Below are 14,159 nucleotides of genomic sequence, written 5' to 3'. Positions count from 1 at the left end.
GCAGCTGTTTTTGTTTGGAAACGGAGCAAACTACTAACTCTTCTCTTAATTGGAACGAGTATAGATGAGGGGCTAAACCAAAATGTAAACTGGAGTTGCTAGGGTAACAAATTAATTAAAGGATTGATATAGTGATATAATACTAAAAAAAGAAATCATGAAAACCAATTTAATTAAAACCGGATATTTATTTTTATCAGTATGGTTACTTGGTAGCTGTACAAATAATGATCAACCCAACCCAACTGTAGCTTGTCCAAGTATCGACGTACTCGGTTTGGCTTTTACGGGAAATATAAATAATGCAAGCGCAATGCCTTTCTTTGGCTATTTTGATAATTCGACAGCAGTCTCCAATTGGGTACCTATTGCCAACATAAGTATTACCAATCCGGCTACGCCAGCTTTTATACAATTGTCGTCTGCAAATAATGCGGTGTACAATGCTGCAACAGGAGATTATAAGTTGGTTATTGCAGAAGAAAAAAGATTAATAACGATTAACGCTGCGGGAGCAATTTCTTTTACTCCAATTACAACGGGAATTGCAGGTGTTAACATTACCAATGCTCCGGTGTATTCAGGAGGTAATTTGTATTTTGGAAACATGACTTATACTGGCGTAAATATGGTTTTTAGTGTTTTGGATAGTTCCTATGCATTGGTCAATTCTATTACGATCCCAAGCGGTAATATTAGCGGTAATTATTCCTGGAATTTTACATCAGCAACCGATGGTGGTAGTTTGATCTATTTTGCAATTGGAAACAATATTATAACGTATAACAGATCTACAAATACAATCGTTGCCTCAGTAATACCCGGAGTTTCATCAGGAACCATTATAGGTTTAGAGTTTAAAGGGACAAATAAGTTGTATGCTTTACATGAAGATTGGTCTGCTGCGAGTACAGATCTGGTGGAAATTGATGTAACGAACCCGCTGACTGTAACAAAAGCAAGCGTAATATCGTTAGGTTTTCAAGTGAATTATGAGTTTTTTAGTACAACTTATAACGAGTGTAATCAAAAATTTTATTTGTCTACACCGGACACTAGCGGAAGTAATTTGCCAGCGCGAAATATTCGAATTGATCTGGCTGGAACGCCAACTATCGTACCGCTGACGCCGGTTAACGTCTGGATTACCGGATTAGCCTTAAAACGTTAAGGAGATTAGATTTATTGGAGGTGAAGTTTTTCACGCAGATTTAGCAGATTTTTTTATTGCTGTTTTTGCAAAAATCTGTCGAAAAAAAATAAGTATTCTGGTTCGAAGTAACTAGCAAGACAAGAAAAAGGTAGCCACGAATTACACTAATTTTATCGAATTAATTGTAGAGATTCTTGATGAGAAATTTTTGCCACTGATTAAAGGATTAAAATGATTCAATCTTTTCTACTGCTCACAAAGTAATTAGTGTAATTCGTGGCAAAAAAAAACTATCTAACTCTTTTCATACTAAGTTAGTAGCTCTTTGTCAAAATTCTGTGGTGAAAACAAAAAAAAGCCCTTGTAAAAAAATACAAGGGCTTTTAGTTTTCGTGGAGAATACCGGATTCGAACCGGTCACCTCTTGCCTGCCAGGCAAGCACTCTAGCCAAATGAGCTAATCCCCCAATTCGTTAGCAAATAAAGGCAATTAATTTTCAAAAAACAAATTTCAAATCACATCAGATGAAAATATTTTTCAAAACCGTAACTTTACGATCAAATTTATTTTTATGAGCTCAGATAACCAAAGCGGATCTTTACAAACCACTATTAAAAATGCAATTGCAACTGTACAATTTGGTCATCCGGCCAGTAATTCTTTTCCAAAAACATTGTTAAAACGACTTACGGCTGAGATTCATTCGTTAAGTAGTAATGAAACTATTTCAATAATTGTTTTACAAAGCGAAGGAAGCAAGGTTTTTTGCTCCGGCGCTTCATTTGACGAACTTCTGGCGGTTGAAAATGAAGAACAGGGCAGGGAGTTTTTTTCCGGTTTTGCTCATTTATTGAATGCCATGCGCAGCTGTTCGAAAATTATTATAGGACGTGTACAGGGAAAGGCTGTTGGTGGTGGTGTTGGTATTATTGCCGCTTGCGACTATGCTTTTGGAACTCCTGAAAGTGCTGTGAAATTGTCAGAACTCGCTATTGGAATCGGCCCATTTGTAATTGAACCTGCCGTATCGCGTAAAATCGGTAAAATGGCTATGGCAGAAATGACACTTGCGGCGCATGAGTGGAAAACAGCGGACTGGGCGCTTCAGAATGGATTGTTTTCTAAAGTTTGTCATGCAGATGAACTTGATGCTGTTGTTGCAAGTTTTGCTCAAAAATTAAGTGCTTATAATCCGGAAGCTTTGTCTGAAATGAAAAAAATTATTTGGGAAGGAACAGAAAATTGGGAATCATTACTTTTTGAACGGGCTGCCATTACCGGAAAGTTAGTTTTGTCGGACTTTACTAAAAATGCTTTGATGCAGTTTAAAAAACAATAGCGATGAATGTCCTTTTATTCTTTCAGAAAATGGATGTTGCTGAGAAAATGAAAACCGCTCCGGATAGCAATTATCAAATTGGAGTTGTGATCGGATCGTTTATTCCTTTCGTGATTTTAATCGGAATTGCCTATTTTATGTATAACAGAGCCAAAAAAAGAGATGAAAACGGTTATTAATTTGTAAATTTGCAACCTAAAATTCAAATCGATGAGTAATATCAGAATTACAAAACAATTTAGTTTCGAAACCGGTCACGCTTTATACGGTTACGACGGAAAATGTAAAAACGTTCACGGACACAGTTATAAATTATCGGTAACGGTTATTGGCTCGCCAATTACAGATCGATCCAATGTGAAATACGGAATGGTTATCGATTTTTCGGATCTGAAGAAAATTGTAAAAGAAGAAATCGTCGATCAGTTTGATCATGCGACTGTTTTTAACGAAACGACACCACATGTTGAACTGGCAAATGAATTAAAAAACCGTGGACATCACGTTATTTTAGTTGATTATCAGCCAACAAGCGAGAATATGGTAGTTGATTTTGCTGAGCGAATCATTGCACGTTTGCCTGCCGAAATTTCACTTTTCTCACTAAAATTGCAGGAAACGGAATCTTCGTTTGCGGAGTGGTATGCTAGTGACAACTTAAAGTAAATTCCAAACTCCAAATTCCAAATTCCAAAAATGTTGGGGTTTTAAAATTCAATTTCAAACGTATTTCAATTAAATGATTTCAAATAAAAAAGTATATTTTGCTTCTGATCAGCATTTTGGAGCTCCGACTGCGGAGTTGAGCTTTCCTCGTGAACAAAAATTTGTGGCCTGGTTAGAGCAGGTGAAGCACGATGCCGAAGCTATTTTTTTGTTGGGAGATCTGTTTGATTTTTGGTTTGAATACAAAACGGTTGTCCCAAAAGGATTTGTACGCGTTTTGGGAAAACTGGCTGAAATTCGCGATAGCGGAATCCCAATCTATTTTTTTGTCGGAAATCACGATTTGTGGATGGAAGATTATTTTCAAACTGAATTGAATATACCGGTTTATCACGATAATAAAGAGTTTACTTTTAACGGTAAAACCTTTTTAATAGGTCATGGTGATGGTAAAGGACCCGGTGATATGGGGTACAAACGAATGAAAAAAGTATTTACGAATCCTTTTTCTAAGTGGCTTTTCCGCTGGTTGCATCCAGATATTGGTGTTCGATTGGCACAATACCTGTCAGTCAAAAATAAATTGATTTCGGGTGCTGAGGATGTGAAATTTCTGGGCGAAGAAAACGAATGGCTTGTATTATATGCTAAGCGTAAACTCGAAACCAAACACTACAACTACTTTGTTTTTGGTCATCGTCATTTGCCAATGATTATGCCGGTCGGTGAAAATTCCGATTATGTAAATCTGGGCGATTGGATTGGCTATTTTACCTATGGTGTTTTTGATGGAAATAATTTCGAACTGCTGAAATTCGAGAAGTAAACACGGAGATTTTTAGACTATTTCTTAGTTTAAACCTACGCCATATACATACTCTTCCAATTCAATTTTGAATAAGGAGCCTTCAACCAAATCTTTAATCGATTTCAATTCTGTCATAGAAACAGCCAGATCTATTTGAGAACAAGGTGTTTTTAGTAGAAATTTATGACAGGAATATTTTAATTCACAAGCTTCGCAACAAGCATTTTCGGTCATGCTATCTTCAATCAAATCACAAAATTGATTCAATTCTTCGACTGTAAAATAAAAACCGGTTTCTTTAAAAACAAGTTGAACTTTCTCTGATATAACTTGTTTTCCATTCTTCCAGTAAAAGGATATTCCAAAATTGTTATGGTATATTTGCGCAATTTCTCTCATCGTAAATCTTTTATTTCAACAAATATAAATATTATTTATATTAATTCTAAATAAAAAAATCATAAAATAAGATAAATTTTAATTGTGCTAAGGTGTGTCAATTTTAGTATAAGGTCCAATAGTTGTAAGGAAGTAAAAAACTTTTAATTTTTTGGGTGCAAAGGGGCATAGGAGCAAAGCGATAAAGGTTTAAAAAAAACTTTGCGACTCTGCGACTTCGCGAGATTTTTTGGAGATTTCTACCTTTTAACCTTGCTACTATTCTTGTTTGTTGCTTGCCAGGAATGTAGTGACTTTACTTAATCCATTTTTGGATACTGGATAAAAAGGCCTCTTGCTGATCTGTAAATAAATAATGGGAGCAGTTTCCAATCAGAGTAAAATGATCTTTTCCTACTAAATTCTCAATCCAATTGATCTGATCTGAAGAAAAAATACCATCATCCTGACCATAAACAGCGTAGATTGGGATACCCTGAGCTTTTATTTTTTCTAGTACAGGTTTGTTGTTGATGTTGTTGCGCTTTTCATTAGTATAAAAAAGAATTGGGGCGTTTTTATTTCTAATATTAGTTTTATAAAAAGGACCAGTTTCATAATCGCTGTACAGCTTTTTTGATGCCTCGGTCGGATTGGGCATTTTAAAGTAGTCGTTCTCACTGGCCAGATCAAAACAAGCTTTTCGATATGCGGCGGAGTTTTTATTTAGGTTTTCTGTGAGAGTGATCTTTTGTAATTGTGTAGTATTGCCTTTTCCTAAGGCAGTCTTTTTTACAGATTTCAGAATATGGTCGTAGGTTTCCTGTTGTGAGATCAGAGCTCCTGCAAGTACAAGTGAATTTACTTTTTTTGGAAATTTCTCGTTATAAAGTGTGGCAACCAACCCTCCAAAACTATGCGCGATAAGTGTAGCTTTCTTCAGATGGTATTTTTTGTAAATTTCATTTAAGTCCTGAAAAGCTTCATCATAAGTAAAATTAGCGGTCGAATCTACAGATCTTCCTTCGCCTCTGCGATCGTAAACAATAACATAAAACCCATTGTCAGCCAGTTTTTCTGCTGTTGTACTTTCAAATAAAGTTGAATTCCCGCTCGGGCCTCCATGAATGAAAATTAAAGCTTTCTTCGTTTTATCACCGTATGTTTTGATGTAAAGATTTTGCCCTTCTACAAAACAGCAGGATAATAAAAAGAAGAAAGTCAGTAACAATTGTTTCATTTATTCCATATTTTGATGATCTTCCATGTCTTTCTGAAGATCTAAATTTCTAAAAGAAGGAGATTTGATTCCGGTTGCTAGAACGGTTATAAGGGTCATGCTTCCACCAAAAACGACTGAAGTTACCGTTCCCATTAATTTTGCTGTTAAACCGCTTTCAAAAGCGCCTAATTCATTCGATGAACCAACGAACATCGAGTTTACTGCAGCAACTCGTCCGCGCATATGATCGGGAGTTTTAAGTTGCAAAATCGTTTGGCGAATTACGACCGAAATTCCGTCTGCAACCCCACTTAAGAACAAGGCAACCACAGACAACCAGAAAATGGTTGAAACACCAAATAAAATAATACACAAACCGAAAGCAAAAATGGCAACCAAAAGTTTCATTCCTGCTCTTTTATACAAAGGCACATAGGCGGAGACTAACATCGTAATAAAAGCACCAATAGCCGGTGCCGCTCTTAGAACGCCAAATCCTTCCGGACCGACTTTCAGAATGTCTTGTGCAAAAACGGGTAATAAAGCAACGGCTCCTCCAAAAAGAACAGCGACCATATCCAACGTAAGCACGCCCAGTATTGTTTTGTTATTGAATACAAATTTGAGACCTTCCTTTAAACTTTCCATAACCGGTTCACCAATTTTTGGATTCAAAATGGGCTTTTTACTGATTTGCGACAAGGCTATTAATGCAAAGAGCGAAAAGGCAAAAACAGAACACATAGACCAATGAACTCCGATGAAATTAATAGAAAATCCTGCAACGGCAGGCCCCATAACGGCGCCAATTTGCCAAACCGAACTACTCCAGGTTGCAGCATTTGGATATACTTTTTTAGGTACGATCAGCGACAACAGAGAAAAAATAGTGGGCCCAAGGAAAGCGCGAACTAATCCGCCTAAAAAGACCAAAAAGTAAATCGAGTATAAAATAACTGTAGAAGACCATCCGTCAACTATTTTTGGCCAGGTCAATAAAAACAAGCCAAAGCTAATCACCGAAAAGCCTAGAATACATTTTACCAATAATCCTTTTTTCTCTCTTTGGTCGACAATGTGCCCCGCAAACAAAGCCATCGAAACGGCTGGGATAACTTCCATTAAGCCAATAATACCTAGAGAAAGCGGGTTTTTGGTTAAGCTGTATACTTCCCATTCGATTACAATAAACTGCATCGACCAGGCAAAAACCATGGCGAAACGCAAGAGTAAAAACACATTAAATTCTCTATATCGAAGTGCCTGATAGGGGTCGGCTTTTTTGGGTTTATCTTTCATTTGTTCTAATGTCTTTTAACATAAGTTGAGTAGAAATAGTGTTGTTCCATTCGTTTTCGGCTATGCAGTACGCAAGCTGAAACGTATTTTGATTTTTTGTAATGTCTATTTTTTTTCCAAGACCAAATCCAATTGCGGCAATTCCGTCTGAACCATTTTGTTTGACAAAAAGCCTTAAATGCTCTTCATCTGCACCTAATGTTTTCGCATAACCGGTATCTTTTATATCAGTGGTCATAAAAACGGGCGTCATGTTTTGTGGTCCAAAAGGCTCAAACTGTTTTAAAATTCGGATCAGTTTTGGAGTTAAATCTGTAAAATTGATTTGAGCATCAATTTCGATTTCCGGAGTTCGCATTTCCGGTAAAATGGTTTTTTCGATCTGTTTTTCAAAAGCCGCTTTAAAGGGTTTGTAGTTTTCTGCTTTCAATGTCATTCCGGCAGCGTACATATGACCTCCAAATTGCTCGAGATGTTCTGAGCAGGCATCCAGTGCATTATACACATCAAAACCTTTTACCGATCGGGCTGAAGCAGCATATTTATCGCCACTTTTCGTGAAAACCAAGGTCGGACGGTAATACGTTTCAATTAATCTTGAAGCTACAATTCCGATTACACCTTTGTGCCAGTCTTCCTGAAATACAACGGTAGAAAAGCGGTCTTGTTCGTTATTTTCTACAATCTGTTGAAAAGCTTCTTTGGTGATTTTTTTGTCCAGATCCTTGCGATCTGCATTGTATTGCTCAATTTCTGAGGCAAATTGTTGTGCTTGTTCAAAATTAAATTCGGTCAATAGCTCTACAGCGTGATTTCCGTGTTTGATTCTTCCCGCAGCATTTATTCGGGGTGAAATGATAAAAACAACATCGGAGATATCTAAAACTTGCTTTTTTATCTGATGAACCAAAGCTTTAATTCCTGGTCTTGGCGCACTATTGATTACTTGCAATCCGAAATAAGCGAGAACTCTGTTTTCTCCTGTAATCGGAACAATATCTGCGGCGATGGCGGTAGCAACCAAGTCAAGATAGGGCACCAGATCAGCGATAGTTTCATTTCTGTTTTTTCCTAAAGCCTGAATCAGCTTAAAGCCTACTCCGCAGCCACATAATTCGTCATACGGATAGAAACAATCTTCTCTTTTTGGGTCTAAGATGGCTACAGCGTCCGGCAGAAATTCTCCGGGTCTGTGGTGATCACAAATAATAAAATCAATGTTTCGTTCTTTTGCGTAGGCAATGTGATCAATTGATTTTATTCCGCAGTCAAGAGCGATAATTAACGAAAATCCGTTATCATCGGCAAAGTCAATTCCTTTAAAAGAAATACCGTAACCTTCGTCGTAACGATCTGGAATGTAAGTGGCTACATTGGGATAATGAGATTTTAAATACGAAGAAACCAATGAAACGGCCGTTGTTCCGTCAACATCATAATCCCCAAAAACCAGTATGTTTTCCTGGTTGTTGATTGCCGCTTCTATTCGGACAACCGCTTTGTCCATATCCTTCATGAGGAATGGATCGTGCAGATGCTCTAACGAAGGACGAAAGAAATTTTTAGCCTCTTCAAAAGTTTCAATACCACGCTGAATCAAAAGTGTTGCCACAAAATCTTCTACATTTAAGGCTTGCGCCAAATGGTTGATTTTATCTTGAGAAGGTTTAGGTTTTAAAGTCCAACGCATTTTTAATTGTAGATTTTAGATTTCAGATTTTAGATTGTGGACTTTAGAGATCGTTTAATCAAAATCTTTAAAAAGAGTGCTTTTGTTTTGTCAGATCGAGGGGTTTCAACTTCGCTCAACCTGACAGCGTAAAATTTACATTATTTTGTTTCTAAAGCCGTTCCTTCAAATTGAATTCCGTTCCAACCATTAGTAATAAAGTTTCTTATGTTTTGATGATTTGTTCCGTTTGGATCGCCCAACACTTCATCAAAATAATATGCTCCAAAACAGGCTAAAGTTTGCTCTTGTGTTAAGTTCTGCAATTTAGCAAAAGCAAAAATTTTACAGGAACCCGAATTTTCTCCGGCAGCATTGTGTTGATTTCCGTTTTGAAAAGCAGTTGGGGTGAAGTTGTAATTTTCTTCTACAGTTGCAATGGTTTCAGTAAAAGCGATTGCAGTTGGAGTCTGGTTTAATTTTTCTAAAAAGGCTTGTACGCTCATGTTGTGTGTGTTATTTTTTTACCACGAATTTTACTAATTTCTCGAATTAAAATTGGAGTATAAACACAAAGTTTCGTGTTAATCTGTGAAATTCGTGTTGAACTAGTATTTCGTACTCTTGTTTTTATTTTTTTGCCACAGATTTAAAAGATTTACAAAGGATTATAATCTGTGTTAATTGGTGAAATTCGTGTTGAATTTGTATTGTGTAATCTTGTTTTTTATTTTTTTGCCACAGATTTAAAAGATTTACAAAGGATTTTTAATCTGTGTTAATCTGTGAAATTCGTGTTGAACTAATATTATGTACTCTTATTCTTCTTCGTCCTTAGAATATTTACTCTTCTTAGCTTCTTTCTCAATTGTTTTTCCAGCCACAACAACGACAATTTCGCCGCGTGGTGCTGTTTTTTCAAAATGAGTTAGTACTTCTTTTGCTGTACCGCGGACATTTTCTTCGTGCATTTTTGATAATTCTCTGCAAACGCAAACTTGTCGGTCTTCGCCAAAATAAGTCACAAATTCTGCTAATGTTTTCAGTAGTTTGTGTGGAGAAACATACAAAATCATCGTTCGGGTTTCTTCGGCTAAAGCCAAAAATCGGGTTTGGCGTCCTTTTTTCTCCGGAAGGAAACCTTCAAAAATAAAACGATCATTCGGTAATCCGCTGTTTACTAATGCGGGAACAAAAGCAGTTGCGCCGGGTAGACATTCGACTTCAATTTTATTCTCAACACAAGCGCGTGTCAACAAAAATCCCGGATCTGAAATAGCAGGAGTTCCTGCGTCCGAAATTAGCGCAATTGTTTCACCCGCTTTCAAACGAGCGATTAAGTTTTCTGTTGTTTTGTGCTCATTGTGCATATGATGGCTGTGCATGTGCGTGCCGATTTCAAAATGCTTTAGGAGTTTACCACTCGTTCGGGTGTCTTCGGCCAAAATCAAATCGACTTCTTTCAGAATCCGAATGGCGCGGAAGGTCATGTCTTCGAGATTGCCGATTGGCGTTGGAACGATATATAATTTAGACATAATTAAGCTTGTTATTTAAAACACGAATTTCACAGATTGATGCAAATCATTGTCTTTCGAAATGGCATCAAGTATTGAAATTCGTGAAAATGGGTGAGATTTGTGTTTAAGAGAATTTCTTCTCTACAATTTCAAGAAAACGTTGTGCGTAATCGTCTTTTCCTTCCCAATTGTTGTAATCCGGTTTTACCATATTTTCAATAAATTCGGCTGCTTCGCCATAAGAATCGAAAGTTAATAACTGATTTAAAACACGGCTATAATCTTCGGTGCTGTTTCCGAAAAGGTTTTTAGTGAACGCAATTCGATCGTTCAAATCAACATGAAAACCTTTTGCCAGTTTTTCGTTTAAGGAAGTTGCTTTTGTTTCTGTTTTCTCTATAACGACAGTCTCTACGGTTTTATTTTCTTTAAGTTCCGGAATTGATGAGGTAGGCGTTACGGCTTCAAAACTATCTACTTTTACAAATTCTGCATCCGCGTAATTAACGCCAAAATCTTCAAACAAAAATTGAATTGGATTTTGCTTTGTTTCTATTTCTTCCTTTGGCTTCTCTTCCGGTTCTTCTGTGAGTTCAAAAGCAGGTTTGAAATCCGGAATCGGGTTTAAATCACTTTTGGTTGTAAAAGAAAGTGTTTCTTTTGGCTCTGTTTCTGCTGTTTCTTCGGAAATGGATGTATCAAAGGCAAGCGTTTCAATCTTTTCTTCTGAAATTATTTCTGTTGAAGGTTCTTCTTCTTCGATAGTTGCGGTTATCGGTTCAACAATTGTTTCAATTATCGGTTCTTCGATTTCTTCTGCTACAATTTCTTCTGTAGCGGTTTCTTCAATAATTTCCGCAATTGGTTCTTTGATTTCCTCTTCCGGGATTTCAATTACAGGCACTTCCTCTGTTTCTTCATTAACTTCCGGATCAGGAACTACTTCTGCTGCTGTTTTTGAAGTGTCTTCAGCGGCAACCGGAGTTATTTCTTCTGTTTGAATCGTTACAGGAGCTAAATCTTCTTTTTCGAAAATGGTTTCTACATGAGATTCTACTTCACTGCGTCCGATTGTTGGTTTCAAAGTGTCGAAGTTTTCGTCTACAAACTTCAGAACCGCTAGTTTTTCATATAATTTCTGTGTTTCAAGATATAACTGATTGATATCGGATTTGCTTTTAAGCTTTAGAATTCGATGTGCAATGCTGATTAAATCGGCTTCCAATTTTTTTTTCATAACGGTTGAAATTATAGTGAATACGGTACTTTAGTGTGTTTTTAATTGGCCTGAATGGCTTTGATTGCCGAAGGAAAATCGCTTAATCTTACTTTTATTTCTGTTAATAAGCGTTTGCGAATCTTCGATTTGATAAAAATTATCTATTTTTGAAAAATGTAAAAAAGCATTTTTTTACGTCAAATTATTACCAGTACAAAGTAATAAAAACTATTCATTTTAAAAGGTAGAAAAATACAAAATGTTTCTCGAAAATACAGTAAATCACAAAGAACAATTTGGTTGGATTGAAGTTATTTGTGGATCAATGTTTTCGGGTAAAACCGAGGAGTTAATTCGCAGATTAAAACGCGCCCAATTTGCCAAACAAAGAGTCGAAATTTTTAAACCCGCTATAGATACCCGTTATCATGACGAAATGGTGGTGTCACACGATGCCAATCAAATTCGTTCAACACCGGTACCGGCAGCAGCTAATATTTCAATTTTAGCACAAGGCTGCGATGTCATTGGTATCGATGAAGCCCAATTTTTTGATGACGAAATTGTTACGGTTTGTAATGATTTGGCTAATCAGGGAATTCGCGTAATTGTTGCCGGATTGGATATGGATTTTAAAGGGAACCCTTTCGGACCCATGCCGGCACTTATGGCAACCGCTGAATATGTTACTAAAGTGCACGCCGTTTGTACCAGAACGGGAAACTTAGCCAACTATAGTTTCAGAAAAACAGATAATGACAAGCTGGTTATGCTTGGTGAAACAGAAGAATATGAGCCGCTTAGTCGTGCTGCCTATTACAATGCCATGAAAAAGAATCAGGAGAAATAGCTTTATTTTTGATTTTCTAAATAACATTAAAACCAAAATAAACAATGCAAAAAAAGGAAAGTAAAGAAAGACAGAATATTCGGTTGATGATTACGGTTGGAATTGCATTGGTTTTGGTGTTTGTGATTCAGTTTTATTTTTATAAAAGTACGGATGAAGTAGATACTGAAATAAAGGAATTGGTAGAGAAGTACAATACAAATTGCCCCTTAACCATACAAGAGGGAATTCGTTTAGATAGTGTAAGTCTGCCGGAAGGAAATGAGAAAATCGCGCAGTATAACTTGACTTTGGTAAACATAGAAAAAGAAAAGACCGATCTCGATGTAGTTCATAAAGAGATTGAAAAAAGTCTGTTGAGCACGGCTAAAGCAAATCCGGGACTTAGAGTTTTTGCCAATAATGACTTTACATTAGTGTACAGTTACAAGGACAAAAAGAAGGTGTTTTTGTTTAAAGTCAATATACTACCGGATCAGTATAAATAATTTCGAAGTTTAAAATAAAAAACAAACCCGACAGGTTTTTGAAACCTGTCGGGTTTTACATATATTATTATTTGTCGAAAAAAATTATATTTTCTTCCTCATCCTGGCCACCGGAATATCAAGTTGTTCGCGGTATTTGGCAATTGTTCTTCTTGCGATAGGGTATCCTTTTTCTTTTAGAATATCGGCAAGTTGATCATCCGGAAGTGGTTTTTTCTTGTCTTCTTCTTCAATGGTGTTCTGAAGAATTTTTTTAATCTCCAGTGTTGAAACATCTTCACCCTGATCATTTTTCATGGCTTCAGAGAAAAACTCTTTAATCAGTTTCGTTCCGTAAGGGGTTTCCACATATTTGCTGTTGGCAACACGTGAAATCGTCGAAATATCCAAACCAACCATATCTGCAATGTCTTTTAAGATCATTGGTTTTAACTTAGTTTCGTCTCCGTCTAAGAAATATTCTTCCTGATAATGCATAATGGCATTCATCGTCACAAAAAGCGTTTCCTGACGCTGTCTGATCGCGTCAATAAACCATTTGGCCGAATCCAGTTTCTGCTTGATAAACTGAACCGCATCTTTCTGTGCAGTCGATTTATCACGAGAATCTTTATACGTTTGCATCATTTCCTGATAATCTTTAGAAACGTGCAGGGAAGGGGCATTTCTGCCATTTAAAGTCAATTCAAGCTCACCGTCAACAATTCTGATGGCGAAATCAGGAACTACATTTTCGGTTACTTTATTGTTTCCGGTGTAAGATCCTCCGGGTTTCGGATTTAGTCTTTCGATTTCGTGAATGGCTTTTTTAAGCTGTTCGTTCGAAACACCGTATTTTTGAATTAATTTATCGTAATGTTTTTTGGTAAAAGCATCAAACTGATTTTCGATAATATCAATCGCTAAGTCAACATATTCAGTAGGTGTTTTATGCTTTAACTGCAACAATAAACATTCCTGCAAATCGCGCGCACCAACTCCTGATGGCTCTAGTTCGTGAATGATATGGAGCATTTTTTCAACCATAGCTTCATCCGTATAAATCGCCTGAGTAAAAGCCATGTCGTCAACAATATCCGGCACACTTCTGCGGATGTAACCCATATCGTCAATACTTCCCACTAAGAATTCAGCGATTTCGCGCTCTTCATCATTTAAAATAAAAGTATTCAGCTGATTGATTAAATCCTGATGAAAACTAATCGGAGAGGCAAAAGGCGTTTCGCGTTCTTCTTCGTCTCCGTAATTATTAACCTGCGTTTTGTAATCCGGGGTATCGTCGTCGCTTAAATATTCGTCTATATTAATGTCGTCTGCTTCAATTCGGTCTGATTCTGCATCATCGTAATCGTCGTATTCTTCATTAGAGAATTCATCAGCTTCGTATTCGTCTTCTTTTCCAGCTTCTAAAGCCGGGTTTTCGTTCATTTCTTCTAATAAACGTTGCTCAAATGCTTGCGTAGGCAATTGAATTAACTTCATCAGCTGGATTTGCTGTGGAGATAATTTTTGGGATAATTTTAAATTTAAAAATTGCTTTAGCATAA

General features: G+C 36.7%; 15 protein-coding genes and 1 tRNA gene. 7 read left to right on the top strand and 9 right to left on the bottom strand.

Translation table 11 applies throughout. The features are described 5' to 3' along the window. The first annotated feature begins 157 nt into the window (after positions 1-157). Positions 158-1,171: a hypothetical protein gene (locus ACHRV3_RS18445; RefSeq protein ID WP_395435741.1), complete on the top strand. Its 1,014-nt coding sequence runs from the start codon at positions 158-160 to the stop codon at positions 1,169-1,171. A gap of 375 nt (positions 1,172-1,546) precedes the next feature. On the opposite strand, the gene ACHRV3_RS18440 is transcribed toward ACHRV3_RS18445, so the two are convergent. Continuing rightward, positions 1,547-1,620 (bottom strand) — tRNA-Ala (locus tag ACHRV3_RS18440). A gap of 105 nt (positions 1,621-1,725) precedes the next feature. Between ACHRV3_RS18440 and ACHRV3_RS18435 the strand changes: the two genes are divergently transcribed. The 4 genes from ACHRV3_RS18435 to ACHRV3_RS18420 all read left to right on the top strand — a co-directional run bounded on the left by ACHRV3_RS18435 (position 1,726) and on the right by ACHRV3_RS18420 (position 3,985). Beyond that, positions 1,726-2,493 (top strand): enoyl-CoA hydratase/isomerase family protein, encoded by a 768-nt coding sequence (locus ACHRV3_RS18435; protein ID WP_395435742.1) that lies wholly within the window; start codon positions 1,726-1,728, stop codon positions 2,491-2,493. A 2-nt stretch (positions 2,494-2,495) separates the two neighbouring features. Then, positions 2,496-2,672, top strand: a complete 177-nt coding sequence (locus tag ACHRV3_RS18430; RefSeq protein ID WP_395426466.1) for a hypothetical protein — start codon at positions 2,496-2,498, stop codon at positions 2,670-2,672. A 31-nt stretch (positions 2,673-2,703) separates the two neighbouring features. Continuing rightward, entirely contained in the window at positions 2,704-3,159 is a 456-nt protein-coding gene (locus tag ACHRV3_RS18425; RefSeq protein WP_047778933.1) for a 6-carboxytetrahydropterin synthase, read from the top strand. 73 nt (positions 3,160-3,232) lie between these two features. Beyond that, a complete protein-coding gene (locus ACHRV3_RS18420) occupies positions 3,233-3,985 on the top strand; it encodes a UDP-2,3-diacylglucosamine diphosphatase (RefSeq protein WP_230003676.1) in 753 nt (250 codons plus the stop codon). A gap of 24 nt (positions 3,986-4,009) precedes the next feature. On the opposite strand, the gene ACHRV3_RS18415 is transcribed toward ACHRV3_RS18420, so the two are convergent. The 7 genes from ACHRV3_RS18415 to ACHRV3_RS18385 all read right to left on the bottom strand — a co-directional run bounded on the left by ACHRV3_RS18415 (position 4,010) and on the right by ACHRV3_RS18385 (position 11,292). Then, complete coding sequence (locus ACHRV3_RS18415) at positions 4,010-4,366, bottom strand: hypothetical protein (protein ID WP_047778931.1); 357 nt, start codon at positions 4,364-4,366, stop codon at positions 4,010-4,012. Between the two features lie 295 nt (positions 4,367-4,661). Then, complete coding sequence (locus tag ACHRV3_RS18410; protein ID WP_395435743.1) at positions 4,662-5,585, bottom strand: alpha/beta fold hydrolase; 924 nt, start codon at positions 5,583-5,585, stop codon at positions 4,662-4,664. Beyond that, a complete protein-coding gene (locus ACHRV3_RS18405; RefSeq protein WP_230003672.1) occupies positions 5,586-6,866 on the bottom strand; it encodes an MFS transporter in 1,281 nt (426 codons plus the stop codon). Then, complete coding sequence (gene recJ / locus ACHRV3_RS18400; RefSeq protein ID WP_395435744.1) at positions 6,856-8,556, bottom strand: single-stranded-DNA-specific exonuclease RecJ; 1,701 nt, start codon at positions 8,554-8,556, stop codon at positions 6,856-6,858. The genes ACHRV3_RS18405 and recJ overlap by 11 nt, the downstream gene beginning before the upstream one ends. Before the next feature lie 140 nt (positions 8,557-8,696). After that, positions 8,697-9,041 (bottom strand): HopJ type III effector protein, encoded by a 345-nt coding sequence (locus ACHRV3_RS18395; protein WP_395435745.1) that lies wholly within the window; start codon positions 9,039-9,041, stop codon positions 8,697-8,699. A gap of 312 nt (positions 9,042-9,353) precedes the next feature. Beyond that, the gene (rsmI, locus tag ACHRV3_RS18390; RefSeq protein WP_047778927.1) at positions 9,354-10,073 is read right to left on the bottom strand and encodes a 16S rRNA (cytidine(1402)-2'-O)-methyltransferase; all 720 of its coding nucleotides are present in this window, start codon (positions 10,071-10,073) and stop codon (positions 9,354-9,356) included. 106 nt (positions 10,074-10,179) lie between these two features. Next, the gene (locus tag ACHRV3_RS18385; RefSeq protein WP_395435746.1) at positions 10,180-11,292 is read right to left on the bottom strand and encodes a hypothetical protein; all 1,113 of its coding nucleotides are present in this window, start codon (positions 11,290-11,292) and stop codon (positions 10,180-10,182) included. A 241-nt stretch (positions 11,293-11,533) separates the two neighbouring features. On the opposite strand from ACHRV3_RS18385, the gene ACHRV3_RS18380 reads away from it, so the two are divergent. Both ACHRV3_RS18380 and ACHRV3_RS18375 read left to right on the top strand, forming a co-directional pair. Next, positions 11,534-12,124, top strand: coding sequence for a thymidine kinase (locus ACHRV3_RS18380; RefSeq protein WP_047778925.1), 591 nt, complete (start codon positions 11,534-11,536; stop codon positions 12,122-12,124). 44 nt (positions 12,125-12,168) lie between these two features. Then, a complete protein-coding gene (locus tag ACHRV3_RS18375) occupies positions 12,169-12,612 on the top strand; it encodes a hypothetical protein (protein WP_395435747.1) in 444 nt (147 codons plus the stop codon). Between the two features lie 84 nt (positions 12,613-12,696). Here ACHRV3_RS18375 and rpoN read toward each other — a convergent pair whose 3' ends face one another. Next, positions 12,697-14,157 carry an RNA polymerase factor sigma-54 gene (gene rpoN / locus ACHRV3_RS18370; protein WP_047778923.1) on the bottom strand — a complete coding sequence of 487 codons (1,461 nt, stop codon included), beginning with the start codon at positions 14,155-14,157 and terminating at the stop codon, positions 12,697-12,699. Between the last annotated feature and the right edge of the window lie 2 nt (positions 14,158-14,159).

The sequence above is a fragment of the Flavobacterium sp. FlaQc-49 genome (assembly GCF_044005985.1).
In the GTDB taxonomy this organism is placed as follows: domain Bacteria; phylum Bacteroidota; class Bacteroidia; order Flavobacteriales; family Flavobacteriaceae; genus Flavobacterium; species Flavobacterium cupriresistens.
This window is presented reverse-complemented; position numbering and strand designations above follow the sequence as displayed.

Coding starts and splice junctions, on each gene's coding strand:
- ACHRV3_RS18375 (WP_395435747.1), top strand. CDS start 12,169: ATGCAAAAAAAGGAAAGTAAAGAAAGACAGAATATTCGGTTGATGATT.
- ACHRV3_RS18415 (WP_047778931.1), bottom strand. CDS start 4,366: ATGAGAGAAATTGCGCAAATATACCATAACAATTTTGGAATATCCTTT.
- ACHRV3_RS18420 (WP_230003676.1), top strand. CDS start 3,233: ATGATTTCAAATAAAAAAGTATATTTTGCTTCTGATCAGCATTTTGGA.
- ACHRV3_RS18425 (WP_047778933.1), top strand. CDS start 2,704: ATGAGTAATATCAGAATTACAAAACAATTTAGTTTCGAAACCGGTCAC.
- ACHRV3_RS18395 (WP_395435745.1), bottom strand. CDS start 9,041: ATGAGCGTACAAGCCTTTTTAGAAAAATTAAACCAGACTCCAACTGCA.
- ACHRV3_RS18435 (WP_395435742.1), top strand. CDS start 1,726: ATGAGCTCAGATAACCAAAGCGGATCTTTACAAACCACTATTAAAAAT.
- ACHRV3_RS18380 (WP_047778925.1), top strand. CDS start 11,534: ATGTTTCTCGAAAATACAGTAAATCACAAAGAACAATTTGGTTGGATT.
- rpoN (WP_047778923.1), bottom strand. CDS start 14,157: ATGCTAAAGCAATTTTTAAATTTAAAATTATCCCAAAAATTATCTCCA.
- recJ (WP_395435744.1), bottom strand. CDS start 8,556: ATGCGTTGGACTTTAAAACCTAAACCTTCTCAAGATAAAATCAACCAT.
- ACHRV3_RS18385 (WP_395435746.1), bottom strand. CDS start 11,292: ATGAAAAAAAAATTGGAAGCCGATTTAATCAGCATTGCACATCGAATT.
- ACHRV3_RS18410 (WP_395435743.1), bottom strand. CDS start 5,585: ATGAAACAATTGTTACTGACTTTCTTCTTTTTATTATCCTGCTGTTTT.
- ACHRV3_RS18430 (WP_395426466.1), top strand. CDS start 2,496: ATGAATGTCCTTTTATTCTTTCAGAAAATGGATGTTGCTGAGAAAATG.
- ACHRV3_RS18445 (WP_395435741.1), top strand. CDS start 158: ATGAAAACCAATTTAATTAAAACCGGATATTTATTTTTATCAGTATGG.
- rsmI (WP_047778927.1), bottom strand. CDS start 10,073: ATGTCTAAATTATATATCGTTCCAACGCCAATCGGCAATCTCGAAGAC.
- ACHRV3_RS18405 (WP_230003672.1), bottom strand. CDS start 6,866: ATGAAAGATAAACCCAAAAAAGCCGACCCCTATCAGGCACTTCGATAT.